The sequence below is a fragment of the Citrobacter sp. TBCS-14 genome (assembly GCF_005280805.1).
Taxonomy (GTDB): Bacteria; Pseudomonadota; Gammaproteobacteria; order Enterobacterales; family Enterobacteriaceae; genus Citrobacter; species Citrobacter gillenii.
Genome location: NZ_SZWM01000185.1, coordinates 211,422 through 236,961, shown reverse-complemented (window position 1 = coordinate 236,961; position 25,540 = coordinate 211,422). Strand labels below are relative to the sequence as shown.

Annotated in this window: 25 protein-coding genes; 14 read left to right on the top strand and 11 right to left on the bottom strand. The window is 51.7% G+C overall.

Annotation, left to right across the window (positions count from 1 at the left end; translation table 11 throughout):
• The first annotated feature begins 5 nt into the window (after positions 1-5).
• Both gsiC and gsiD read left to right on the top strand, forming a co-directional pair.
• A complete protein-coding gene (gsiC, locus tag FDX22_RS09805; protein WP_096757732.1) occupies positions 6-926 on the top strand; it encodes a glutathione ABC transporter permease GsiC in 921 nt (306 codons plus the stop codon).
• A 2-nt stretch (positions 927-928) separates the two neighbouring features.
• On the top strand, positions 929-1,840 hold the full coding sequence (gene gsiD, locus FDX22_RS09800; protein ID WP_096757731.1) for a glutathione ABC transporter permease GsiD: 912 nt from the start codon (positions 929-931) through the stop codon (positions 1,838-1,840).
• 59 nt (positions 1,841-1,899) lie between these two features.
• Here gsiD and rimO read toward each other — a convergent pair whose 3' ends face one another.
• A complete protein-coding gene (gene rimO, locus FDX22_RS09795; protein ID WP_146717120.1) occupies positions 1,900-3,207 on the bottom strand; it encodes a 30S ribosomal protein S12 methylthiotransferase RimO in 1,308 nt (435 codons plus the stop codon).
• A gap of 471 nt (positions 3,208-3,678) precedes the next feature.
• Here rimO and glgP point away from each other — a divergent pair, with 471 nt between their 5' ends.
• Positions 3,679-6,129, top strand: coding sequence for a glycogen phosphorylase (glgP, locus tag FDX22_RS09785; protein ID WP_146717119.1), 2,451 nt, complete (start codon positions 3,679-3,681; stop codon positions 6,127-6,129).
• Between the two features lie 32 nt (positions 6,130-6,161).
• Here the strand turns inward: glgP and FDX22_RS09780 are convergent, their stop codons facing one another.
• A complete protein-coding gene (locus tag FDX22_RS09780; RefSeq protein ID WP_115258971.1) occupies positions 6,162-7,088 on the bottom strand; it encodes a LysR family transcriptional regulator in 927 nt (308 codons plus the stop codon).
• Positions 7,089-7,295: 207 nt separating this feature from the next.
• Between FDX22_RS09780 and bssR the strand changes: the two genes are divergently transcribed.
• Positions 7,296-7,682: a biofilm formation regulator BssR gene (gene bssR, locus FDX22_RS09775; RefSeq protein WP_096757726.1), complete on the top strand. Its 387-nt coding sequence runs from the start codon at positions 7,296-7,298 to the stop codon at positions 7,680-7,682.
• Between the two features lie 102 nt (positions 7,683-7,784).
• Positions 7,785-8,897 carry a PQQ-dependent sugar dehydrogenase gene (locus FDX22_RS09770; protein WP_146717118.1) on the top strand — a complete coding sequence of 371 codons (1,113 nt, stop codon included), beginning with the start codon at positions 7,785-7,787 and terminating at the stop codon, positions 8,895-8,897.
• Between the two features lie 16 nt (positions 8,898-8,913).
• Here the strand turns inward: FDX22_RS09770 and FDX22_RS09765 are convergent, their stop codons facing one another.
• The gene (locus FDX22_RS09765) at positions 8,914-9,540 is read right to left on the bottom strand and encodes a glutathione S-transferase family protein (protein WP_146717117.1); all 627 of its coding nucleotides are present in this window, start codon (positions 9,538-9,540) and stop codon (positions 8,914-8,916) included.
• Positions 9,541-9,858: 318 nt separating this feature from the next.
• Here FDX22_RS09765 and dacC point away from each other — a divergent pair, with 318 nt between their 5' ends.
• Positions 9,859-11,061 carry a serine-type D-Ala-D-Ala carboxypeptidase gene (gene dacC / locus FDX22_RS09760; protein ID WP_115259972.1) on the top strand — a complete coding sequence of 401 codons (1,203 nt, stop codon included), beginning with the start codon at positions 9,859-9,861 and terminating at the stop codon, positions 11,059-11,061.
• Positions 11,062-11,106: 45 nt separating this feature from the next.
• Here the strand turns inward: dacC and deoR are convergent, their stop codons facing one another.
• Both deoR and ybjG read right to left on the bottom strand, forming a co-directional pair.
• Complete coding sequence (gene deoR / locus FDX22_RS09755) at positions 11,107-11,865, bottom strand: DNA-binding transcriptional repressor DeoR (protein WP_115258969.1); 759 nt, start codon at positions 11,863-11,865, stop codon at positions 11,107-11,109.
• A 66-nt stretch (positions 11,866-11,931) separates the two neighbouring features.
• Entirely contained in the window at positions 11,932-12,540 is a 609-nt protein-coding gene (gene ybjG / locus FDX22_RS09750) for an undecaprenyl-diphosphate phosphatase (RefSeq protein WP_146717116.1), read from the bottom strand.
• Between the two features lie 297 nt (positions 12,541-12,837).
• Here ybjG and FDX22_RS09745 point away from each other — a divergent pair, with 297 nt between their 5' ends.
• Positions 12,838-14,070, top strand: coding sequence for an MFS transporter (locus FDX22_RS09745; protein WP_096757721.1), 1,233 nt, complete (start codon positions 12,838-12,840; stop codon positions 14,068-14,070).
• Between the two features lie 500 nt (positions 14,071-14,570).
• Here FDX22_RS09745 and FDX22_RS09735 read toward each other — a convergent pair whose 3' ends face one another.
• The 3 genes from FDX22_RS09735 to FDX22_RS09725 all read right to left on the bottom strand — a co-directional run bounded on the left by FDX22_RS09735 (position 14,571) and on the right by FDX22_RS09725 (position 16,972).
• Positions 14,571-14,840 (bottom strand): hypothetical protein, encoded by a 270-nt coding sequence (locus FDX22_RS09735; RefSeq protein ID WP_370317147.1) that lies wholly within the window; start codon positions 14,838-14,840, stop codon positions 14,571-14,573.
• Positions 14,841-14,948: 108 nt separating this feature from the next.
• Positions 14,949-15,764: a Cof-type HAD-IIB family hydrolase gene (locus FDX22_RS09730; RefSeq protein ID WP_146717114.1), complete on the bottom strand. Its 816-nt coding sequence runs from the start codon at positions 15,762-15,764 to the stop codon at positions 14,949-14,951.
• Positions 15,764-16,972: an MFS transporter gene (locus FDX22_RS09725; RefSeq protein WP_146717113.1), complete on the bottom strand. Its 1,209-nt coding sequence runs from the start codon at positions 16,970-16,972 to the stop codon at positions 15,764-15,766. Before FDX22_RS09725 ends, FDX22_RS09730 begins: the two co-directional genes overlap by 1 nt.
• Before the next feature lie 85 nt (positions 16,973-17,057).
• Here FDX22_RS09725 and FDX22_RS09720 point away from each other — a divergent pair, with 85 nt between their 5' ends.
• Positions 17,058-17,600, top strand: a complete 543-nt coding sequence (locus FDX22_RS09720; protein WP_115258965.1) for a TetR/AcrR family transcriptional regulator — start codon at positions 17,058-17,060, stop codon at positions 17,598-17,600.
• Positions 17,601-17,615: 15 nt separating this feature from the next.
• Here the strand turns inward: FDX22_RS09720 and FDX22_RS09715 are convergent, their stop codons facing one another.
• Both FDX22_RS09715 and FDX22_RS09710 read right to left on the bottom strand, forming a co-directional pair.
• Entirely contained in the window at positions 17,616-18,413 is a 798-nt protein-coding gene (locus tag FDX22_RS09715; protein WP_146717112.1) for an SDR family NAD(P)-dependent oxidoreductase, read from the bottom strand.
• A 250-nt stretch (positions 18,414-18,663) separates the two neighbouring features.
• The gene (locus tag FDX22_RS09710; protein WP_096757714.1) at positions 18,664-20,349 is read right to left on the bottom strand and encodes an aspartate:alanine antiporter; all 1,686 of its coding nucleotides are present in this window, start codon (positions 20,347-20,349) and stop codon (positions 18,664-18,666) included.
• A gap of 267 nt (positions 20,350-20,616) precedes the next feature.
• On the opposite strand from FDX22_RS09710, the gene FDX22_RS09705 reads away from it, so the two are divergent.
• The gene (locus FDX22_RS09705) at positions 20,617-20,997 is read left to right on the top strand and encodes an inner membrane protein YbjM (protein WP_096759440.1); all 381 of its coding nucleotides are present in this window, start codon (positions 20,617-20,619) and stop codon (positions 20,995-20,997) included.
• A gap of 34 nt (positions 20,998-21,031) precedes the next feature.
• Here the strand turns inward: FDX22_RS09705 and FDX22_RS09700 are convergent, their stop codons facing one another.
• Positions 21,032-21,295: a GrxA family glutaredoxin gene (locus FDX22_RS09700; protein WP_096757713.1), complete on the bottom strand. Its 264-nt coding sequence runs from the start codon at positions 21,293-21,295 to the stop codon at positions 21,032-21,034.
• A 172-nt stretch (positions 21,296-21,467) separates the two neighbouring features.
• Between FDX22_RS09700 and FDX22_RS09695 the strand changes: the two genes are divergently transcribed.
• The 5 genes from FDX22_RS09695 to potF all read left to right on the top strand — a co-directional run bounded on the left by FDX22_RS09695 (position 21,468) and on the right by potF (position 25,537).
• Positions 21,468-21,758 carry a DUF1418 family protein gene (locus tag FDX22_RS09695; protein ID WP_096757712.1) on the top strand — a complete coding sequence of 97 codons (291 nt, stop codon included), beginning with the start codon at positions 21,468-21,470 and terminating at the stop codon, positions 21,756-21,758.
• A complete protein-coding gene (gene nfsA / locus FDX22_RS09690; protein WP_135912336.1) occupies positions 21,742-22,464 on the top strand; it encodes a nitroreductase NfsA in 723 nt (240 codons plus the stop codon). The genes FDX22_RS09695 and nfsA overlap by 17 nt, the downstream gene beginning before the upstream one ends.
• Before the next feature lie 59 nt (positions 22,465-22,523).
• Positions 22,524-23,426, top strand: a complete 903-nt coding sequence (rimK, locus tag FDX22_RS09685; RefSeq protein WP_117341700.1) for a 30S ribosomal protein S6--L-glutamate ligase — start codon at positions 22,524-22,526, stop codon at positions 23,424-23,426.
• A 90-nt stretch (positions 23,427-23,516) separates the two neighbouring features.
• Complete coding sequence (locus FDX22_RS09680; protein WP_096757709.1) at positions 23,517-23,993, top strand: YbjN domain-containing protein; 477 nt, start codon at positions 23,517-23,519, stop codon at positions 23,991-23,993.
• Positions 23,994-24,424: 431 nt separating this feature from the next.
• The gene (gene potF / locus FDX22_RS09675; RefSeq protein WP_096757708.1) at positions 24,425-25,537 is read left to right on the top strand and encodes a spermidine/putrescine ABC transporter substrate-binding protein PotF; all 1,113 of its coding nucleotides are present in this window, start codon (positions 24,425-24,427) and stop codon (positions 25,535-25,537) included.
• Positions 25,538-25,540: the final 3 nt, after the last annotated feature.

Genomic DNA, 25,540 nt, shown 5'->3' with positions numbered 1-25,540 from the left:
GTCTGATGCTTAATTATGTTTTCAAGCGCCTGCTGGGGTTGATTCCAACGCTACTTATCGTCGCGGTGCTGGTGTTTTTATTTGTTCATTTGCTGCCTGGCGATCCGGCCCGGTTGATTGCCGGACCGGAGGCCGACGCTGAGGTGATTGAGCTGGTGCGCCAGCAGTTGGGTCTGGACCAGCCTCTGCATATTCAGTTCTGGCATTACATGACGAACGTGTTGCAAGGTGACTTTGGCACCTCGATGGTGTCGCGTCGTCCGGTTGCTGAAGAGATTGCCAGCCGCTTTATGCCCTCATTCTGGTTGACGATTGCCAGCATGACGTGGGCGGTCTTGTTTGGCATGACGGCAGGGATCATCGCCGCCGTATGGCGCAATCGCTGGCCGGACAGGTTGAGTATGACCCTGGCGGTCACCGGGATCTCCTTCCCGGCGTTTGCCCTCGGCATGCTGTTAATGCAGATTTTTTCCGTGGAGCTTGGCTGGTTACCCACCGTGGGCGCGGATTCCTGGCAGCATTATATCCTGCCCTCTATCACGCTGGGCGCGGCGGTGGCAGCGGTATTGGCGCGTTTTACCCGCGCCTCGTTTGTCGATGTGCTCAGCGAAGATTACATGCGCACCGCGCGGGCAAAAGGGGTGAGTGAAACCTGGGTGGTGTTAAAACACGGTTTGCGTAACGCGATGATCCCGGTTGTCACGATGATGGGGCTGCAGTTTGGCTTTTTGCTTGGTGGCTCCATTGTGGTTGAGAAAGTCTTTAACTGGCCAGGGCTCGGACGATTGTTGGTGGACTCGGTTGAAATGCGAGACTACCCGGTGATTCAGGCCGAGGTGCTGTTATTTTCTCTGGAGTTTATTCTTATTAACTTAGTGGTGGATGTGCTCTATGCCGCCATTAATCCGGCTATCAGGTACAAGTAAGGATGCGATTTTTTAACTGGCGCCGACAGGCGATTTTAAATGCAATGCCGCTCGTTAAGCCTGAACAGATCCGCACGCCGTGGCACGAGTTCTGGCGGCGTTTTCGTCGCCAGCGTGTGGCGATGATCGCCGGGTTATTCGTGCTGGCCTTGATTCTGGTGGCGATATTTGCCCGTTGGTTGACGCCGTTTGATGCCGAGAATTACTTCGACTATGACCGCCTCAATGATGGACCGTCGATGTTGCACTGGTTTGGCGTCGATTCGCTGGGGCGGGATATTTTTAGCCGTGTGCTGGTTGGCGCGCAAATTTCGCTGGCGGCAGGGGTGTTTGCCGTATTTATTGGTGCGGCCATAGGTACGGTGTTGGGTCTGCTGGCAGGTTATTACGAAGGCTGGTGGGATCGGCTGATTATGCGTATCTGCGATGTGCTATTCGCTTTTCCGGGTATTCTGCTGGCGATAGCGGTGGTGGCGGTGCTCGGCAGCGGCATTGCTAACGTGATAATTGCCGTCGCTATCTTCTCCATTCCAGCCTTTGCGCGACTGGTGCGTGGGAATACATTGGTGCTCAAACAGCAGACGTTTATTGAGTCGGCGCGCAGCATTGGCGCCAGCGATACGACCATTATCTTCAACCATATTTTGCCGGGGACGGTCTCGTCGATCGTGGTCTTTTTTACCATGCGCATCGGGACGTCGATCATCTCCGCCGCGAGTTTGTCGTTCCTGGGATTGGGTGCTCAGCCACCGACGCCGGAGTGGGGCGCGATGCTCAACGAAGCGCGGGCGGATATGGTGATTGCTCCACACGTGGCGATATTCCCGGCGGTGGCAATATTCCTGACGGTGCTGGCGTTTAACTTATTGGGTGATGGCCTGCGCGACGCGCTGGACCCGAAGATTAAAGGATAAACAGTAGGCCGGAGGACGGCGTAAATGCCTTATCCGGCCTACTGTTGGGTGACGATGAGTTAAACGCGGCTGCCCCACAGATCGTATTCGTCTGCGTTTTCGACTTTCACGCGGATGATATCGCCAGGCTTCACGTTGGTTTCGCCATTCATATACACCGCGCCGTCGATTTCCGGGGCGTCTGCCATGCTGCGACCAATCGCGCCTTCTTCATCAACTTCATCGACGATGACCAGAATTTCTCGGCCGACTTTCTCCTGCAAGCGTTCAGCAGAGATCTGCTGCTGCAATTGCATAAAGCGGTTCCAGCGTTCTTCTTTCACCTCTTCCGGGATTTGATCCGGCAGCGCATTGGCCCCCGCACCTTCTACCGGGCTGTATTTAAAGCAGCCGACGCGATCCAGACGTGCTTCTTTCAGGAAATCGAGCAGTATCTGGAAGTCTTCTTCGGTTTCACCCGGGAAGCCGACGATAAACGTTGAACGCAGGGTCAGTTCAGGGCAGATTTCACGCCACTGCTTAATACGCGCTAACTGGCGGTCTACCGAACCTGGGCGCTTCATCAGCTTAAGAATACGCGGGCTGGCATGCTGCAGCGGGATGTCCAGATACGGCAGGATTTTGCCTTCCGCCATCAGCGGGATGACATCATCGACGTGCGGGTACGGATAGACGTAGTGCAGACGAGTCCAGATACCCAGTTTTGACAGCTGCTCGCACAGATCAACCATGCTGGTTTTCACTGGCTCACCGTTATGGAAGCCGGTGCGGTGCTTCACATCCACGCCGTAAGCGGAGGTATCCTGGGAGATAACCAGAATCTCTTTGACGCCCGCATCAACCAGACGCTTGGCTTCGCTGAGTACCTCGCCGATGGGACGGCTGACCAAATCGCCGCGCATGGACGGAATGATGCAGAACGTGCAGCGGTGATTGCACCCTTCAGAGATCTTCAGATAGGCGTAATGACGCGGCGTCAGCTTGACGCCCTGCTCAGGAACCAGGCTCTGGAACGGGTTATGTTTTGGTTTTGGCACGTAATGGTGAACGTGTTCCAGAACCTGCTCGTAACTGTGCGGTCCGGTGATTTCCAGCACCTTCGGGTGAACTTCACGGATCTGATCGACTTTCGCGCCCAGACAGCCGGTGACAATCACCTTGCCGTTCTCGTTCAGCGCTTCGCCAATCACTTCCAGTGATTCTTGTACCGCGCTGTCGATAAAGCCGCAGGTGTTAACGATAACCATATCCGCGTCGTCGTAATTCGGCACCACGTCATAACCTTCGGTACGAAGTTCAGTCAGGATGCGCTCAGAATCAACGAGGTTTTTCGGACAACCTAGTGAAATAAAACCAATTTTTGCCATTTTCTTATACTGTACATTGCTCGTAATCGGGGGATTATACAGATGCCATCGCGTGACATCTATCTCTGATGTTCATAAGTCGGACGCTCAAAATGGGGAGTACCGGTAATTGGCTTATCGGCAGGAGCAAGGTATTTAGAGAGTCTAATTCCGGCTTTAAGTGTCACTTCTTGGCTATAGAGAAGAAGTCTTCTAAATTTAATATGTCGAGCGTTATTCATGAGGTTAAATTTGAAAGATATTGCTTTGCAGTCAAAACTTAAAATGGCGAGAACCCTTTATGCTAATGGTGTGAGCTTATATTATATTTCGCTCGCCACCGGTTTAAGCTGGCGATTATTAATGAATGAACTTCATTCTATTACTCGTCATGAAGTGAGTCCGCAAAAGAATCAACGCTCATAAATTTATTTGTGCTTTATTTTTATTTTATTTTTCTGCCCCTGTCCGATTCTGCGAGGTCACGCTGATATGTATATTTCCCCACTTCCTACAGCCGCCGAAATTGATGTTGATAAACTCAGGGATGATATTGCCAATAAACTCTTATTTACCATTGGTAAAGATCCGGCCATTGCCACTAAACGTGAATGGTTAAACGCTACGCTATATGCCGTGCGCGATCGAATGGTCGAACGCTGGCATCGTTCAAACCGGGCGCAATTCTCTCAGGATGCCCGTCAGGTTTATTACCTGTCGATGGAGTTTCTGATTGGGCGTACATTGTCGAATGCGCTGCTGTCTCTGGGGATTTATGACGAAGTGAACAGCGCGCTCGAGGCCATGGGGCTGGATCTGGAAGAGCTGATTGACGAAGAAAACGATCCAGGGCTTGGCAATGGTGGTCTCGGACGTCTGGCGGCCTGTTTCCTTGACTCGCTGGCCACGTTGGGTTTACCGGGATGCGGTTACGGTATCCGCTACAACTACGGTATGTTCAAACAAAATATCGTTAATGGGGTGCAGAAGGAGTCGCTGGACTACTGGCTAGAATACGGAAACCCGTGGGAATTTAAGCGTCATAATACCCACTATAAAGTGCGCTTTGGCGGTCGTGTTCAGCAGGAAGGCAGCAAAGTCCGCTGGATTGAGACCGAGGATATTCTGGCCGTAGCGCATGACCAGATTGTCCCAGGTTATAACACCGACAGCACCAATACATTGCGCTTGTGGAATGTGCAGGTTAATAGTGAAGTTAATTCAGGCAAAGTAAATCTGAATGATGATTTTACCGTTGAAGTGGAAAATAAATACCATTTTGAAAAGATCTCGCGGGTGCTGTACCCAGATGACTCCACCGACGCCGGGCGCGAGCTGCGCCTACGCCAGGCTTATTTTTTGGCCTCAGCGACCATTCAGGACATATTGAGCCGGCATTATCAACTGCACAAAACTTATCATAATCTGGCTGATAAAATCGCGATTCACCTTAATGATACCCACCCGGTTCTGGCGATCCCGGAATTGATGCGTCTGTTAATCGATAATCATCAATTTGCATGGGATGATGCGTTTGACGTGACTTGTCAGATTTTCTCCTATACCAACCACACTTTGATGAGTGAAGCGCTGGAAACATGGCCGGTAGAGATGCTGAGCCGGATCCTGCCGCGCCATTTGCAAATTATTTTTGAAATTAACGATCGCTTCCTGAAATCCGTGGCGGATAAATATCATGATGACAGTGAGCTGCTTAAACGGGTCTCGTTAATTGATGAATCGCATGGCCGGGTGGTGCGGATGGCCTGGCTGGCCGTCGTGGTCAGTCATAAAGTGAACGGCGTGTCGGCATTACATTCAAAATTGATGACGGAATCACTGTTTGCTGATTTTGCGCGTATCTTCCCGATGCGGTTTACTAATGTCACGAATGGCGTGACGGCCCGTCGCTGGCTGGCATTGGCGAACCCGCCGCTGGCAAACGTACTGGATGAGAATATCGGTCAGAACTGGCGCACTAACCTGATGCAGCTTGCTGATCTGAAACAGTATATTGATTATCCAAGCGTGAACGACGCGGTGCATCGCGCGAAACACAAAAATAAACAGCGGCTGGCGCACCATATTGCCACCCAGTACGGGGTGGTGGTGGATCCTGCGGCCCTGTTTGATGTACAGGTGAAGCGTATCCACGAGTACAAGCGTCAATTATTGAACGTACTCCACGTGATTACACGCTACAACCGTATTAAAGCTGCACCGGATGAAAACTGGGTTCCTCGTGTGAATATCTTTGCCGGTAAGGCTGCTTCGTCGTACCACATGGCGAAACAGATTATTCGCTTAATAAATGACGTGGCACAGCGGGTGAATAACGATCCACAAATCGGCGGCAAGCTGAAGGTGGTGTTTATCCCGGATTACAGCGTCAGCCTGGCGCAGCTAATTATTCCGGCGGCTGACCTTTCCGAGCAAATTTCACTGGCAGGGACCGAGGCTTCCGGTACCAGCAATATGAAGTTTGGCTTAAATGGTGCGTTGACCATTGGCACGCTGGACGGGGCGAATATTGAAATGCAGGAATATGTCGGCGAAGATAACATCTTTATCTTTGGTAATACGGCGCAGGAAGTCGACGCCTTACGACGTGACGGCTATAACCCAAGAACGATTTTTGAGAATGATGCCGAACTGCATCAGGCACTGACGCAAATTGGCACCGGCCTGTTTAGTCCACAGGAGCCTGGGCGGTATCGCAACATCCTCGATTCATTGATCAACTTTGGTGACCATTATCAGGTGTTAGCGGATTATCGCCGCTATGTTGATTGCCAGGACTCTGTGGATGAGTTGTATCGTACTCCCCGTGAGTGGACGACGAAAACGCTGCATAATATTGCCAATATGGGGTACTTCTCGTCGGACAGAACGGTACAGGAATACGCCAATAATATTTGGCGTATTACCCGGATCCATGTCTAACCCTTAATCACAACGGGTGTTCTCCCTGGTTTTCAGAACAGGGAGGATGCTTGTAAATCGGCGAGAATTGGCGCCAGGAGCTTATGGGTATTGGTTTCTTTGCGCGATGAGGCAAAAATACTGAATTGCGGTAACGGGAACGGCGTATTGATTTTTTTCAGGCCATAAAGTGGCGCATGCGTGGCGAAGACTTTTTCCGGGATCACCCCTAAACATTGGGTATTCGCGACAATCGTGAGGATCGCGGTAAAAGAAGAGGTTAGCAGGCAGCGATCCCCGGTTCTGAATTTTTTATCCACGATGCTGCGGTGATAAATTATTTTCTCGTTTTTAGTGTTGTAGCCCACCAGATTGGCACTTCTGAACATTTCCTCACTGATCGAATGACCATACAACGTATTATTTTGTGACGCTGCCAGTACCAGCCGCATATCACATATTTTGTGACAGGAAATACTGCCTGATTCCACGGAAAAGGTAGAAAAAACAACATCAGCCTGCCGCATCGTGAGCAGCTCGATAATACTCTGCTCATTTAAATCAGCGGTAAGATGCAGGAGACTGATATCCGCGTTATTGCTGATTATTTTTTCCGTAACGTCGGGAATAACGATCGGTGAAATAAACGATTCCGTATACAGCGTGAGCCTTTTTCTGGATGCCGGGGAAGTATGTGGCATTAGCAGCGACAGTTTATCAATAATCGGGATTGCATTGTCGTAAAGCTCGTCGGAATAGACGGTTGGTAATAACGCATTGCCGCTGCGAACAAAAAGATTATCTCCCATCAGTTCGCGCAGTTTTTTTAACGACTGACTGACAGCCGAGGGAGAAATATTCAGCATATCGGCGACGCGGGTAATGCTCCCTACGCTATAAATTAAACAGAAAATGGTGAGCAGATTCAGGTCTATCTTTGATAGCGTGCGTATCTTCTCGGCATCATTTGCTTTTGACATAGACCCCTCATCATCCGTGTCGCGACAGTAACCCCATCAGGTATAGCAAAAAATTATCGCTACGTCAGAAACAGACGGTTTCTCTGTGCGTTGTAACATTGTAAATAATGTTAATCAATTATGGTTTATTGACGTGGAGCATCAATTTGTTCAAAAAACGACCATACTATTAAGTTGCACCATGGTTGGAAAGAGGAGGAACAAAGTATGGTCGTTGACAGACTGAGAACCGATCTTCTCAACAAGTTGATAAACGCCCGTATCGATCTCGCCGCTTATCTGTTGTTGAGGAAAGCGAAAGGCTATATGTCAGTGAGTGAGAGCGATCGTCTGCGTGATAATTTTTTTGCACTGAATCGCGAACTGCATGATGACCAATCACAGCTCCACGGTATGCATCTTGACCAGGAAGAGTGGAATGCCCTGCGCCGTGCTGAAGGCGCGTTAGCCGCCGCGGCTGTTTGTCTGATGAGCGGACATCACGATTGTCCGACCTTTATCGCCGTTAACGCAGAGAAACTGGAAAACTGCCTGACAACGCTGACGCTGAGTATCCAGTGTTTGCAAATGTACTCAACGCTGGAACATGTCTGAATCCGGGGGAGGGCGCTCCCCCTTTTCGTTAAGATTGTGTAAAAGTTGCGGGAAATTGCCCCTTGCTGGCTACGCTTTATGCAGAGCCATTAAGGAGGTGTTATGCGGCGACTCTTGCTCTGTGCGGCCCCACTGTTACTGTTTGCCCCTCACGCCAGTGCTGAACCGTCTGCGCTGAAGGTTGAGGTGCTGCAAACCAAACTTGATCACCCCTGGTCCTTGGCCTTTTTACCTGACAACCGCGGCATATTACTCACGCTGCGGGGTGGACAGTTGCGACTATGGCAGGCGGGGGAAGGACTTTCCGATCCGCTAACCGGGGTACCAAAGGTTTGGGCGCACGGTCAGGGGGGGTTACTCGATGTGGTGCTCGCCCCGGATTTTGAACGTTCCCGGCGGATTTGGCTCAGCTTTGCTGAAGCCGACCATGAGGGTAAGGCCGGTACGGCAGTCGGTTATGGACGACTGAGCGACGATCTCAAACATCTGCAGGCGTTCCAGACGGTTTTTCGCCAGATGCCAAAACTTTCAACCGGTAACCATTTTGGTGGCCGCATGGTGTTTGACGGTAAAGGCCACCTGTTTATTGGTCTGGGTGAAAATAACCAGCGCGCTACCGCTCAGGATCTGGACAAGCTGCAGGGTAAGGTGGTGCGACTGACCGATGAGGGCAGCATTCCGCCGGATAATCCATTTGTGAACCAGGCCGGTGCTCGACCTGAGATTTGGTCCTATGGCATCCGTAATCCACAGGGGATGGCGATGAATCCCTGGAATGACACGCTGTGGCTCAACGAACATGGCCCGCGCGGTGGCGACGAAATTAATATCCCCGAGAAAGGCAAAAACTACGGCTGGCCGTTAGCGACCTGGGGGATGAACTACAGCGGTTTAAAAATACCTGAGGCTAAAGGTGGAATTGTTGAGGGTACGGAACAGCCTGTTTTCTACTGGGAAAAGTCGCCGGCGGTCAGCGGGATGGCTTTTTACAATAGCGATACCTTTGCGCAGTGGCGGCAGAAGGTGTTTATTGGCGCGTTAAAAGACCAGGATGTGATCGTTTTAAGCGTTAACGGGAATCAGGTTACTGAGGACGAGCGTATTTTACGCGAAAGAGGACAGCGGATCCGCGATGTGCGTGTCGGACCAGACGGTTATTTGTATGTGTTAACCGACGAGTCCGACGGGCAACTACTGAAGGTGAGCCCCCGGTAGCCGCAGCGCTACAGCATCAGCTGACCGGGATCATCACCGCTTTTTGGAACGCTGGACGTTCGGTAAGCTGCTGGTACCAACGCTCAAGGTGAGGACGTTCGGTCCAGCTCAGGCCAACGTTAAACAGGTTGTAGATAAACGGGGCGATGGCGATATCGCCGGTACCAAACTCGTCCCCGGAGAACCACGGTTGGTCGGCCAGCGCGTTGTCGAGCATGGCAAACAGGTTGTCGCAAACCTTCGCGCCTGCGTCAATGGCCGCCTGGTCGTGTTGTTCTGCCGGTGTTCTGACCAGACCAAATAAGATGACCCGATGAGCAGGGCTTAGCGTCTGGTTAGCCCAGTCCATCCATTTTTCGCCTTCTGCACGTTTTGCCGGGGCATCGATCCACAGCCGTTTTTGCCCGTATTGGGCGGCCAGATAGCGGACGATGGTATTGGATTCCCACAGTAAAACGTCGGTTTCATCATCGCGTAGCAGGGGGACCAGACCGTTTGGATTCATCGCCAGGTAGTCAGCATCTCGGTTGATACCGTGCTGCCCGCCCGCCAGTATTTGGTTATACGGCAGTTCCAGTTCTTCGAGCGTCCACAACACTTTTTTCACGTTGGTCGAGTTATTGCGACCCCACAGTGTAATCATAGTAACCCCGCGTAATCATTGAGCAGCTTGATGGCTGCATTCGGTATTAAACCCGTTACATGGTGGGGTAAACCTAATATTTACGCAACAACACGTAAAAAAATCGTGATGAAAGCGGCGCAGCGCAGTGTTATTGCATAAACTTTAAAAACTTTACCAACTTACGGTTTCTTTAAGCTCGTTAGTGCGTTATTACTCACCGCACTTATTTTACACGTCATCCATCAGGCCGCTTCTGCGCGGGTTTGGCCGATGCAGTTTGTGTAAACATGGTGTGTTATGACGTGGTTTTTTGGAATGGATACTCGGGTGGCATTTATGACGCAATACTTCTCTTCCCTTCGCAGTTTCGCCGCAGGTTCAGCGCTGTTATTCCTTTTGGCACCGACCGCACAGGCGGTAGAGCAACCCACCGCGCCGCCGAGCGTGGATGCGCGCGCGTGGATCTTAATGGATTACGCCAGCGGCAAGGTGCTGGCGGAGGGCAATGCTGATGAGAAATTGGATCCAGCCAGTCTGACCAAGATCATGACCAGCTATGTGGTTGGGCAGGCGTTGAAGGCCGGGAAAATTAACCTGAACGACATGGTTACCGTAGGAAAAGATGCCTGGGCGACGGGCAACCCGGCTCTGCGTGGGTCTTCAGTGATGTTCCTGAAACCCGGCGATCAGGTAGCGGTCTCCGATCTGAACAAAGGCATTATTATTCAGTCGGGTAATGATGCATGTATCGCGCTGGCAGATTACGTGGCTGGCAGCCAGGAATCCTTTATTGGTTTGATGAACGGCTATGCGCAAAAGCTGGGACTGACGAATACCACCTTCCAGACGGTGCATGGTTTGGATGCGCCGGGGCAGTTCAGTACCGCGCGCGACATGGCCTTGCTCGGTAAAGCACTCATCCACGATGTGCCGGAAGAGTACGCCATTCATAAAGAAAAAGAGTTTACCTTTAATAAAATTCGCCAACCGAACCGCAACCGCCTGCTGTGGAGCACCAACCTGAACGTGGACGGGATGAAAACGGGCACCACGACGGGCGCGGGTTATAACCTGGTGGCTTCCGCCACCCAGGGCGATATGCGCCTGATCTCGGTAGTGCTGGGAGCGAAAACCGACCGTATTCGATTCAATGAGTCAGAGAAGCTGCTGACGTGGGGCTTCCGCTTCTTTGAAACGGTCACGCCGATTAAACCGGATGCCACCTTTGTGACCCAGCGCGTCTGGTTCGGCGATAAGAGTGAAGTTAACCTGGGCGCAGGCGAAGCCGGTTCGGTGACTATTCCGCGCGGTCAGCTTAAAAATCTGAAAGCCAGCTTTACACTGACCGAACCGCAATTAACCGCGCCACTGAAGAAAGGCCAGGTTGTCGGGACGATCGACTTCCAGCTGAACGGGAAATCCATTGAACAGCGTCCGCTGATGGTGATGGAGGCCGTTGAAGAGGGCGGTTTCTTTAGCCGGATGTGGGACTTTGTGATGATGAAATTCCACCAGTGGTTTGGTGGCTGGTTCTCTTAATCACCGTTATTGCCGGACAGCGTTTGTGCGTCCGGCAATGTCATTTCAGTACACCAGCTTAATGTGCTGCGCTTTTGCGTAATCAACAAACTCATCGTCAGGACGGGTATCGCTAATGATGCTATCAAAGCGTTTCAGATTACCCATCCGAGCGGGACGCACCTTACCAAACTTGCTGTGATCCACCACCAGTACATGATACTGCGCCATCGACATCGCCCAATGCTTCACCGGTAGTTCTTCCAGGTTAAAACAGGTTGCACCTTTGTCAATGTGTACGCCAGCCGCAGAATAAAACGCGATATCCGGGCACAGGTTATTCAGCGTTTCCTGGAAATCGAGTGGTTTGAAAATAGCGTTGCTGGCGTGGAATTCACCGCCACACAGGATGACGCGACACAGCGGTTTTTCCTGGAGTACCAGAAAGGTATTCAGCGAGTAGCAAATCGCGGTGAAAGGCAGATCGTTATCAATAGCTTCAATGATCCACGGCGTGGTGGTGCCGCAGTCAAAAAAGATCGTCTGATGCGCTTGAACGAGGCTCGCAGCTTGTTGGGCCGCGCGACGTTTCTCATCCACCAGCCGGGACTTTTGGTCGCTGATTAAGTAATGGCTGGCGCTACGGGGTTCCAGAACAATATATCCCCCCAGCAACACGACCGGGGCATCGTTATTATTCAGGTCGCGACGGATGGTCATCTCAGATACGCCAAGTAGCGTCGCGGCTTCTTTAAGGTGTAATTTATCGCTGCGTTTCAGCGCCTGCAGCAATTGACCAATACGCTCGTCGCGTCGTGTTTCCATAGTTCCCCTGGTGAGTAGAATAAGCGTTTCATATCGCGCGCTTAATACTACTCTTTTTACCGTGGATTAGTCACGCACCCAGCCTTTACGGATCGGCAGGGCGAAGCAGGTGCGATAGCAGGCTTGCAACGCGGAATACAGCGAGGTGCCGAACCGTTGCCAGATCATCTGGGCGCTCAGGCAGCCGATTAACGCTGCCAGGAACCCACCCAGCATATCCAGCGGCCAGTGTACGCCGAGGTACACCCGTGACCAGGCGATCGCCACGGCAATCGCCATAAACAAGGCGCCAGACCACAGGCGATGCCAGAATATAAAGGCCAGTGCAAAGGTGAAAATAACGGTGCCGTGATCGCTTGGGAAAGAGTCATCAGGTGCATGGTGCAAGAAGTTGTAGCCGATGTGGTTAACAAACGGGCGATCGTGCGGGAACAGATGTCCTATCAGCCATGAAATGACCAGGCTTACAATTATTGCCAGCGCCATTTTGATCACCAGTTTGCGCTGAGTCGTCACGTGGTCACGCGGGCCCCAAAGCCACAGGATTACAGCTAACAGCGGCACGATGCTGATCAGATCTTTAGCAATAAAGACGGCAAACGCGATCGCCCATTGCGCAGAGTCCGGCGTGGCGTTGATCAGGTAAAATAGCGAGTTGTTCAGATTTTCCAGCATAACATCCAGATTCACGACAGCAGTTAAAAGAGTCCCATCAGGCAGAGCATAAGTTCGCTTTAGCGGGATAAAAAGCGGTGTTGTCTTATTTGTCAGCTAAATGACTATTTTTAAGATAATTAATGACGTCTATAGAGCATGATAACGGGTTCAACTTAAATTAACCTTAAAGCAAAAGAGCATTGTGAAACTGAGTGTAAAAATGTGCGCATTTTGCGGCCAAATCACATAATTCACTATCACCAGTCCGGCGCATTTATTACACTTTGCGCGTTTTTTCATTGGTTAAGAGACTGCATGCACAACCGTTTATCTTCAGGCGCCCGACTGGGGCGTCAGGCATTACTTTTCCCTCTCTGTCTGGTGCTTTACGAATTCTCTACGTATATCGGCAACGATATGATCCAGCCCGGTATGCTGGCGGTGGTGGAGCAATATCAGGCCGGATTAGACTGGGTTCCCACCTCCATGACCGCTTACCTGGCAGGCGGCATGTTTTTGCAGTGGTTATTAGGACCGCTGTCGGATCGTATTGGTCGTCGGCCGGTGATGTTAACCGGTGTGGTGTGGTTCATTGTTACCTGCCTTGCGACGCTGTTTGCGCAGAACATTGAACAATTCACTTTCCTGCGCTTTTTGCAGGGCATTAGCCTGTGCTTTATTGGCGCGGTGGGCTATGCCGCGATTCAGGAATCCTTTGAAGAGGCGGTATGCATTAAAATTACCGCCCTGATGGCGAACGTGGCGCTGATTGCCCCGTTGCTGGGCCCGCTGGTCGGCGCGGCCTGGGTGCACGTGCTGCCGTGGGAAGGGATGTTTGTGCTGTTTGCGGTACTGGCCGCCATCGCCTTTGTTGGCCTGCAGCGCGCGATGCCTGAAACCGCGACCCGACTCGGTGAAACGCTGTCGATTAAAGAGCTGGGCAAAGACTACAAGCTGGTGCTGAAGAACGTGCGTTTTGTCGCTGGTGCCCTGGCGTTGGGCTTTGTCAGTCTGCCGTTGCTGGCGTGGATCGCTCAATCCCCGATTATCATTATTAGCGGTGAACAGCTGAGCAGCTATGAATATGGTCTGCTACAGGTGCCGATTTTTGGTGCGCTGATCGCCGGTAACCTCGTGCTGGCGCGCCTGACCGCACGACGCACGGTACGGTCGCTGATTATTATGGGCGGCTGGCCGATCGCCGTGGGGCTGATTATTGCCGCGGCGGCCACGGTGGTTTCTTCCCATGCCTATTTGTGGATGACGGCAGGGCTGAGTGTTTATGCGTTTGGGATTGGCGTGGCGAATGCCGGGCTGGTACGCCTGACGCTGTTTGCCAGCGACATGAGTAAAGGGACAGTTTCCGCCGCGATGGGCATGCTGCAGATGCTGATTTTTACCGTTGGTATTGAGCTGAGCAAACATGCTTATTTACTCGGCGGTAACGGCCTGTTTAGCCTGTTTAATCTGGCCAGCGGGATACTGTGGCTGGCGCTGATGTTTATTTTCCTGAAAGATAAGCGGGTAGGGGATTCACGGGAAGGATAAAGCCCGGCTATCCGTAATACCGTTCAGTTAACGTCTCGGTATCAGAAAGCATCAACATATGTTGGCGGCGGGGGGAGGGATGAATATGCTCTCTCTGAGAAAGGGTTCCGTTCACCTCATGTTCATCGTTTCTCTGAAGCACTGATTCCTGTGAACGTGTAAAGGGCGTTCTTCGCCACGCCCTTTACAATCCCGGCTCCCGGCAGGAAAATTGTTGCTTCGCAATTCCCTCCGCTTATTCCTCCAGGCTATCGGGCCGGGCGCGAGGTAGCGTCCTTGCAAAACGCGCCCTGAGCCAGCATCCATGCTGGTTCTCCCGGCCTTACGGAAACACGTCGGCAATTTTCAGCCGGACCAGCCCACACCTGACTACCTGCGCTTTTACTTGAATATCTCTGAACAGCAAAACGGATATAGCTGAAAGCCAGAGAGCTGAAGCGACACCCTGGTCCGGCTGAAAATCGATGAGGCGTTGACGGCTGCCCGGGCTTTACGCGAACTTAGTGGTGATCGTCAATCTGATGCTCAATAACCATCCCTTCGCCTACGCTGGCGACATGCCGTGCATAAGGATGTGCACGATAAACGGGTGCAGGAGCAACATAAACCGTTTGTGGCGCAGTGGCCACGCTGACCGCCTGGGGAACGCTCACGGAAGAAGGAACCACGACAACTTTATAACCGCTTGGTACATCAACGGTGACGCTTTGCGCCAGTGCAGTTCCCGCAAACCCCAGCAATATTGCCGCTATTAGTACACTTTTCTTCATCATCAGATCACCTGAAAATATTCACTGGAGATATTTATCCAGCGGGTTAATGTGACGCGGATTATGAAGAGATCATGCCATTCTTTTGTTGCCGTCTGTGCTGAGATGTTATTGCGTAAACGGTGTGTCGTTTTTTAGCACCAGGTCGATAATATCCAGTACGCCTTCTTCGTTATTCGACCCCGCACGATATTTTGCCGCACGGGCCACGGTATCGTTGGCATTAGCCATCGCAAAACTGAATCCCGCCTGACGCAGCATCTCAATATCATTACCGCCATCACCAAACGCCACGACTTCCTCATCGCGAATATTCCAGCGCTGTTGCAGCAGACGCAGACCGTTTGCTTTATGTACGCCAGGGATAATTAAATCGATGCTGCCGTAGCCGGTATGCACTGGAACCATAATGTCGCCAATCGCGTCATGCAGTGCAGACTGAACCTGTGGGATCTGTTTTTCAGAGATATTTAGCCCAAATTTGAATAATACATCGTTGATATTGTTGAAATTATCAACAAATTCGAGGCGGTGGTAGTACATGGCGGCGACGGATTTTAGCTCGTCGCTGTAGTGCTTCAGGGTGTAGGCGCTGTTTTTTCCGCAGGCAATAATGTCAATGTCGGTGCGCGTTAGCAGATGATCCACTATGGTCTGAAAATCGTCTTTAGCCAGCTCGCCGTTAAACACATCTTCCCCTTCGCTAACGACCCAGCCGCCGTTTTCCGCCACAAAAGAGATTTCCTCGGCCAGCTCGGGGAAAAAAGAGATCAGTTGGTAGTACTGGTTACCGCTGGCGACCACAAAGCGGATCCCCTGAGCTTGCATCTGACGGTACTGCGCCATAAACCGTTCACGGTTGTAGGTCTTTTGGTCACTTAAAAAGGTGCCGTCCATGTCGACTGCAATTAACTTAATAGCCATTAGCTGTTCTCCGTCACAGGGGTATTTTTAACGTCTGGTTTGGCGACAGCCTTCGCGACGATGGCCGCAACCAGCACCAGCGCCAGCACCACCAGCATGGCGCTGCGCAGGCCATAGTGTTCACCCAGATAGCCCAGCAGCGGCGGCCCGACCAGGAAGGCCAGATAGCCGGTGGTTGCTACAACGCTCACGCGGGTTGGTGCATCGGGGCCGGTATCGCTGGCGGCTGAAATAGTCAACGGGAAGCCCAGCGACGCACCGAGTCCCCACAGGATAACGGACACACCTGCGACCCACGAACTGTCGACAAAGATAATCAGGCTAATACCCAGCGCGCCCATTAACGCACTGGCGCGTACGACCGCGACGCGGCTGTAGCGATCGATAAACCAGCCGCCGGTAAACCGTCCGACGGTCATGCCCAGCGTAAACCCGGCATAAATCAGGGAGCCTGAGGTCGGGCTAAATCCGTGTCCGTCTACCATCAGGAGCGGAAGCCAGTCATTAGCGGAACCCTCGGCAAATGCCATCGCCAGTACCACGATGCCGATGAGCAGCAGCTGGATATCGCGGTAAAAGGGCAGCCCTTTTTCGGCTGAGTGAGAACCGTCAGCGGCATTTTTACCGGTGCCGTCAGGAATCGCTTTGATGGCGATAAATATTGGCGCAATAGCCACCAGTGCCGCCAGCAGAATATGCGCATTGGCGGGAACGCTAAAGGCGGTGAGCACCATCCCGACGCCTGCGCCTGCCAGGGTGCCGAGGCTATAAAAACCATGCATCATCGGCAGCACGGTTTTGTTCATCTCACGCTCAACCGCTGCACCTTCGACGTTAATGGCAACCTCTGCGGCACCAAAGCTGGCACCAAAAACCCCCAGCCCAAACGCAAATAGCCAGGCGGAATGTAGCCATAGCGCCACGCTAAGGATCGCCATACCAACAACCGCACATGACATGGTGGTGCGGATCACTTTCCGCGTGCCAAATCGTTTCACTAGCCAGGCCGAACAAAGAATGCCACTCATCGAACCAATAGAGAGTCCAAATAATACTGCCCCCATTTCAGCGGTAGAAACGGAGAGGATATCTCTGATGGCTGGGGTACGCGTTGCCCAGGAAGCCATTAATAATCCTGGTAAAAAGAAAAACATAAACAGCGCCCAGGTTCGGCGTCTTAAGGCTTTGCGTGATGAGATGCCAGTCATGAATTCGAGCCAAAGAAATGAGGAAAGGAGACAACATTAGCAAGGTTGTGTACATTTGTACACAAATGCAAGAAGAGGAAATGCGGTGCGACGCGCGAACGATCCACAACGGCGGGAAAAAATAGTTCAGGCTACGCTGGACGCAGTAATAACTTATGGTATTCATGCAGTTACGCATCGTAAGATTGCAACGATTGCGCAGGTGCCGTTGGGTTCAATGACCTATTATTTTTCGGGAATCGATGAGCTTCTGATGGAGGCATTCGGTCATTTTACCGAAACTATGTCGCGGCAATATCAGGCATTTTTTATGGACGTGATGGATGCGCCACAGGCCTGTCATGCCATTACCGAGATGATTTACAGTTCGCAGGTCACCACACCGGATAACATGGAGATTATGTACCAGTTGTACGCGTTCGCCAGCCGTAAACCGGCGTTGAAAACGGTGATGCAAAACTGGATGCAACGCAGTCAACAAACCTTAGAGCAGTGGTTTGACCCCGCCACGGCCCGTGCGCTGGATGCCTTTATTGAAGGCATGACGCTGCATTTTGTGACCGATAAAAAACCGCTGCAGCGAGACGATATCCTGGTGATGGTTGAGCGCATCGCCGGGCTGTCGTAGTACTGACACAGCTTATCAACTGACGGTTGCGCCCCCGGTGACATTTATTACCGTCGCGGTCATCGCACTGGCGTGGTTTGATGCCAGAAACGTTGTGACCTCGGCGATTTGTGCCAGCGTTGGCAGACGCTTAAGCATCGTACTTTGTGCGGCTCCACCAAGCCATTGCTCGACGGTTAACCCCATTGACTGCGCTTTTGCGGCGAATATTTCTCCGGTATAAGACCCTGCTTGCACTGCATCAACAATGGCATGCGATCGCACGCCAAGGACGCGAATATTCTGTGGGCCAAGCTCACTGGCGAGCGCTTTAATAAATGCCTCGATTCCCGCGCAGCCAACGATGTGGCCCAGATGTCCCTGTATCGCCATGGACGCCGCCGGGGCAACAACGGTGATAATTGTTCCTGCTCGCTCACCGCCCATATGTGGCGAGACAGCTTTAGAGATCGTGAATTGTGCGGTGAGAAAAGGGATGATGCCGCGCATAAACTCCGCCAGGGATAATGCGTCAATTTGTTTACCCTGATCGTGCATAAAGCCGGTGGCGTTGACCACCACGTCAATCCCCCCGGTGTTCTGAACAAGGTGCATAACCTGCTCAGCTGTCGACTGCTCGTCGAGCACATCGATGATAAAGGTGTCGGCCGAGCCACCCGACGCGCGAATGCGGCTCGCTGCCTGATCGAGATTTTGCTGGCTACGTGCACCCAGGAACACATGTGCCCCTTCGCGTGCCATCACCTGCGCAACCGCACACCCTATTGCACCGCTGCCCCCGAAAATCACCGCGACTTTGCCTGCAAGTAACATTGCGCACCCCATCACCAAAAGCACCGTGTAAAAGTATGTGCCATAACCGGCATGATGCAAATTGGTCGAAGGGCCAGGAAGGGCGGCAAATTTCAGGCAACAAAAAACCCATCAACCTTGAACCAAAACGGCGGGGTTGATGGGCTCCACAAATTGGGGACATCAAAGAAAAGCAGTGGCAATAGTTATGACTGACACCTTGAAGAAAAGTTCTGCTTATCTGCAAAAAAATTTCATAAAAGGGTAAATTTTAACCGAGGCCAGGCCAGACGATGACGATCAGTGTCCCCGCCAACGTCAGTAAGACGTTGGCAATAGCATAGGTGCCTGCATAACCTAAAGCAGGGATGTTGCTGCGCGCGGTGTCGCTGATGATTTCCATCGCCGGTGCACAGGTTCGTGCGCCCATCATGGCGCCAAACAGCAGGGCGCGGTTCATGCGCAATACGTAAGCGCCGAACAGGAAACAGATAACCACCGGCACCAGGCTGACAATCAGGCCCGCTATTAGCATTTGTCCGCCGACTGCACCGAGGCCGTTGCCAATACCGCTGCCCGCGCTCAAGCCAACGCCCGCCATAAAGACCATCAGGCCAAACTCTTTCACCATGTTCAGCGCACCCTGTGGGATGTAGCCAAACGTCGGGTGGTTGGCGCGCAGGAAGCCAAGCATAATACCGGCAAACAGCAGGCCAGCTGCGTTTCCGATGCCAAAGCTGAAATTACTGAACTGGAAGGTGATCATCCCAATCATCAGGCCGATGATAAAGAAGGCGCAGAAGGCCAGCAAGTCGGTGACTTGGCTGTGAATTGAAATAAAGCCGATACGGTCTGCAATGGTTTTTACGCGGCGGGCATCGCCGCTGACCTGCAACACATCACCTTTATTGAGCACGACGTTGTCATCAATCGGCATTTCAATCTGGCTACGGATCACGCGGTTAAGGAAGCAGCCGTGATCGGTCAGTTTTAACTGCGCCAGACGACGACCGACGGCATTGTGGTTTTTCACCACAATCTCTTCGGTGACGATGCGCATATCGAGCAGGTCGCGATCGAACACTTCTTTGCCGTTACGGAAACTGGGGTCGAGGCGGGCATGTGCATCCGGGTAGCCCACTAAGGCAATTTCATCGCCCATCTGCAGTACGGCGTCGCCGTCCGGGTTAGCCAGAATGCCGTTGCGACGGATACGCTCGATATAACAACCGGTCTGGCGATAGATACCCAGCTCACGCAGATTTTTACCATCAGCCCAGGCAACCAGTTCCGGACCGACACGATAGGCGCGGATCACAGGCAGATAGACCTTACGGTTGGCGTCGGTGTCGAGGCCACGTTCACGGGCGATTTGTTGGGCGCTGGTTTGCAAATCCTGATGCTGCAGTTTTGGCAGGTAGCGTGCGCCGACAATCAGGCTGACCAGTCCGATCAGATAGGTCAGTGCGTAACCGAGGCTCAGGTTATCAAGAGCCGTTGACAGCTGTGTTCCTGTCATCCCTGAATGGCGCAATGTGTCACCCGCGCCGACCAGCACCGGCGTGGAGGTCATTGAACCTGCCAGCATGCCAGCTGTCAGGCCGATGTCCCAGCCAAATAGCCTACCCAGTCCCAGGGCGATCAGCATTGCGCTGCCGACCATGACCAGAGCAAGCATTAGGTAATTTTTCCCATCGCGAAAAAAAATCGAAAAAAAGTTGGGACCAGCTTCGACGCCGACGCAAAAAATAAACAGCATAAAGCCGAGATTTAAAGCATCAGTGTTAATACTAAAGTGCTGCTGGCCTAATAATAGGGAGACTACTAAAACGCCAATGGAATTACCGAGTTGGACTGTACCCAGGCGTAATTTCCCCAGACACAGCCCCAGCGCCAGGACCACAAATAATAACAGGATGTAATTCCCATTTAACAAATCTGCGACGTTTATATTCACGGAGACTAACTTCTTGTTTACTAGTAAGCTATTGAAAGAAATGGCAATTTACGCTAATGTTTTTGCCAGAAATTAAGGGGCGACAGCATCGTACACAGCCCCAAATAAAGCAGCATGACGATATATGCGGCTAGTTTAATCTCATTACGTTTCAACGGCTATAAGAATCGTGTGAGTGCGTTTTTGGCATGGAATGCCGAACGACTTTATCTGACTGGACGCCTTTGGGCGAAAAGAGTGTTCGATAGAGAGTGTCAGGAGGAACGATTGAAACATAGGCAAGGTTGGGCGGGTGCGATCTGCTGCTTTGTGCTTTTTATTGTGGTGTGTCTTTCATTGACGCTGAACGTGAAAGGAGCATTTAAGGCGGCTGGGCATCCTGAGGTTGGGTTGTTGTTTTTTATATTGCCAGGAGCAGCGGCCAGCTTTTTTTCCCATCGTCGTGAGGTGCTTAGACCTCTTCTCGGTGCAATGCTGGCGGCACCGTGTTGTTTGTTATTGATGCGATTTGTGTTTATGCCTACGCGTTCGCTGTGGCAAGAGCTTGCATGGTTGTTTAGTGCGGTGTTTTGGTGCGCGCTTGGCGCATTGTGTTTTCTGTTTATCAGTAGCCTATTTAATCAGCACCAGCAGCGGAAAAAACACTGATTACGCCCTCCAGTGGAGGGCGTAGAGACGGCAATCAGGCGAACAGATTCACATTCTCTTTTGCCCATGCTTCGAAATCCGTGCAGCCGCCGATGTGTTTCTGATCGACAAAAATCTGCGGTACGGTCTCTACCGGCTTACCAACCGTCTTTTCCAGATCGGCTTTTGAGATCCCTTCAGCATGAATATCAATGTAGCGGAAGTTAAAATCTTCATGCTCATTGCTTAATTTTTCTGCCAATTCTTTTGCGCGCACGCAATACGGGCACCCTGGGCGACCAAAAATAACAGCAAACATCTCACTCTCCTCGAACTTATCAGGCCAGATGGCGAATGACTGTATGATGCCGCGATTTATGTCGGATGGAAAGTAGGTTCGGCCTGTTGCTTTGATACATCTACGCTATATCTGTTAAACATGAGAACTCGGAACGTTTTATACTACGAGCCACTTCGCCGGGAGGCCACGTATGCGCACTGTGGGTGTGTTACCTAAAAGCATATTGATTCTGGAAACGATCGGTATGGTGTCGTTAGCGCTGGCGCTATTGTCGCTTAACGATTACCTCACCTTACCCGCGCCGCTTAACAGTCCATTGGCCTGTGTGGTGATGATTTTTCTGGGGGTTTTGTTGATGCTTCCCGCCGCTGTGTTTTTAATGTGGCGCATTGCGCAACTGTTGGCGCCGCAGCTGATGTCGCGAACATCCAGCGTATCTTCCCGTTCAGCCAGAGAAAAAAGAGATGACTCCAACCATTGATTTACTTCGCAGCCACCGTTCTATTCGCCATTTCACCGAGGCGTTGATTTCGGATGCGCAGCGTGAGGCGATTATAGCTGCCGCGCAAGGCACCTCGAGCTCCAGTTTTTTACAGTGCAGCACGATTATTCGGGTGACGGATAAGGCCCTGCGAGAGTCGCTGGTGACGCTGTCGGGTGGGCAGCCGCACGTGGCGAAGGCTGCCGAATTCTGGGTGTTCTGCGCCGATTTTAACCGTCATTTACAGATTTGCCCTGACGCACAGCTGGGACTGGCAGAACAACTGCTGCTGGGCGTGGTTGACACGGCGATGATGGCGCAAAATGCGCTGACGGCTGCAGAGTCGCTGGGGCTTGGCGGTGTATATATTGGCGGACTGCGCAACAATATCGCATCGGTAACTGAGTTACTGAAACTGCCGCAGCATGTTCTGCCGCTGTTTGGTCTGTGTCTCGGTTGGCCTGCAGATAATCCCGATATCAAGCCACGGCTGCCTGCGGCCATTGTGGTGCATGAAAATCAATACCAGCCGCTCGATAAGGACGCCCTGGCTCACTATGATGAACAGCTTGCGCAGTATTATCTGACCCGTGGCAGCAACACGCGTCGTGATACCTGGAGCGATCATATTCGCCGCACCATCATCAAAGAAAATCGCCCCTTTATTCTGGAATATTTGCACAAACAGGGATGGGCTACGCGCTAAAGATTTTAACCCGGTGTATGATACGCCGGCTTTCAGCAGGTCTTTCAGAGAGGTGCAGGGTGAAAATTGCCATTTTGTCCCGGGACGGAACGCTCTATTCTTGTAAGCGCCTGCGTGAAGCGGCGATGCAGCGCGGTCACCTGGTTGAAATTATCGATCCCCTTTCCTGTTATATGAACATTAGTCCGGCGGCGTCTTCGATTCATTACAAGGGCCGCCAGCTCCCTCATTTTGATGCGGTCATCCCACGAATCGGCTCGGCGATTACCTTTTACGGTACGGCGGCGTTGCGCCAGTTCGAGATGTTAGGGAGTTATCCGTTGAATGAGTCAGTGGCGATCACCCGTGCGCGCGATAAGCTGCGCTCATTGCAACTGCTGGCACGTCAGGGAATCGATCTCCCGATTACCGGAATCGCGCACTCACCGGACGATACCAGCGACATGATTGATATGGTCGGCGGCGCACCGTTGGTGGTGAAACTGGTAGAAGGCACGCAGGGTATCGGTGTGGTGCTGGCCGAAACGCGTCAGGCCGCGGAGAGCGTCGTGGATGCATTTCGAGGACTGAACGCACATATCCTTGTGCAGGAATATATTAAAGAGGCCAAAGGGCGGGATATTCGCTGTTTTGTCGTAGGGGACGAGGTAGTGGCTGCTATTGAGCGTCGGGCTAAAGAGGGCGATTTTCGTTCTAATCTCCATCGCGGTGGCGTGGCCAGTATTGCCAATATTACGACGCGTGAAAGGGACATCGCGATAAAAGCCGCCCGAACCATGGGCCTGGATGTGGCTGGCGTTGATATTTTGCGCGCAGACCGCGGGCCGCTGGTCATGGAAGTTAACGCTTCTCCGGGGCTTGAAGGCGTGGAGAAAACCACGGGGGTTGATATTGCCGGACGGATGATCAAGTGGATCGAACGTCATGCAACTCCGGAATTTTGTCTTAAAATCGGCGGCTGAACGCAATATCGATGGCGATCGTGGTATGACGCGGTCTTTTTGCGTAAGCTGTGCCGGTAATTTTTTCATCGAAAGAGGTCGCACATTATTATGACATCACTGGTCGTTCCCACTCTGGATACGTTGCGTCAATGGCTCGACGACCTGGGCATGAGTTTTTTTGAATGCGATACCTGTCAGGCGCTGCATTTACCTCATATGCAAAACTTTGACGGCATCTTTGATGCGAAAATTGATTTGGTGGATAACGTCATACTGTTCTCTGCGATGGCGGAAGTCAGGCCATCGGCGTTGCTGCCGTTGGCTGCCGATCTGTCATCCATTAATGCCAGTTCGCTGACGGTGAAAGCCTTTCTGGACATGCAGGATGATAATCTGCCAAAGCTGGTGGTTTGCCAGTCTTTATACGTTGTGCCGGGCGTCACGTTTGAGCAGTTCGAATGTTTTGTTCGCCAGAGCGAAGAGCAGATATCCATGGTGATCCTTGAAGCCGGGGCGCATCAACTGTTATTTAACGCTGAAGAAGATGTGCAAAACAGCGGTACTGAGACCCATTTCCTCCATTAATATTTCCTGAGCAATGATGCCAAAAGCGCAGCCGCTGCCAGAGCGGTTGCGTATTACCCTATTTTTATTCTGCATTTAACCTTTTATTAAAGAATTATTCACCTAACTTCCACGCCTTCTGCCTTATGTCATAGATAAATCCTGCATAAAAAATTGATAAAAGACGTTTTTTTAACTGGGCTATATCCTCGAATCCTGGCTAAAGTTATTCTGGCGAGGCTTATAAACGTCATCCTTCAATGAACCCTTTATGGGCTGCATGCGACCGCAATGCATGTTGAATGATTCCGCGATTATCAGCGAGCCATAGCGGCACAGGGGAAGCCTCTTTTCTTATTTGTGCTGAATGAAAGAATATGCACGTTTCTTGCATATCATAGAGTGTGAATTTTTTGTTCGTTTGTTAACGAACTTTCAGAAGGAAAGAGATTATGACCGCCTTAAATAAAAAATGGTTATCAGGCCTGGTTGCGGGTGCTCTGATATCCCTCTCTGCCGGCACGCTCGCTGCTGAACAAAAAACGCTGCATATTTATAACTGGTCTGATTATATCGCCCCCGACACGGTGGCTAATTTTGAAAAAGAGACCGGCATTAAAGTGGTTTATGATGTGTTCGACTCCAATGAAGTACTGGAAGGTAAGCTCATGGCGGGTAGCACTGGCTTTGACCTTGTCGTTCCTTCCGCCAGCTTCCTTGAGCGTCAGCTTACTGCGGGTGTTTTCCAACCGCTGGACAAAAGTAAACTGCCAGACTGGAAAAACCTCGATCCCGAATTGCTGAAGCTGGTGGCGAAACACGATCCAGACAACAAGTTTGCGATGCCGTATATGTGGGCAACCACCGGTATTGGCTACAACGTGGATAAAGTGAAGGCGGTGCTGGGCGCGGATGCGCCGGTCGACAGTTGGGATCTGATCCTGAAGCCGGAAAATTTGGAAAAACTCAAAAGCTGCGGCGTCTCGTTCCTTGATGCCCCCGAAGAAGTGTTTGCCACCGTGCTGAATTACTTGGGTAAAGACCCCAACAGTACCAAAGCGGACGATTACACCGGACCGGCAACAGATCTGCTGTTGAAGCTGCGTCCTAATATTCGTTATTTCCACTCTTCTCAATACATTAACGATCTGGCAAACGGTGATAGCTGCGTGGCAATTGGTTGGGCAGGGGACGTATGGCAGGCCGCTAATCGCGCGAAAGAAGCGAAAAATGGCGTCAATATTTCCTTCTCAATTCCAAAAGAAGGGGCGATGGCGTTCTTCGATGTTTTCGCCATGCCTGCGGATGCTAAAAATAAAGACGAAGCGTATCAGTTCCTCAACTATCTGCTGCGTCCGGATGTGATTGCCCATATTTCCGACCACGTGTTCTACGCCAACGCGAACAAAGAGGCGACGGCGTTGGTCAGCCCTGAAGTTCGTGACAATCCGGGGATTTACCCGCCGGCCGATGTGCGAGCCAAGTTGTTCACTCTGAAAGTACAGGATCCGAAGATCGATCGTGTCCGTACTCGTGCCTGGACCAAGGTGAAAAGCGGGAAATAACCC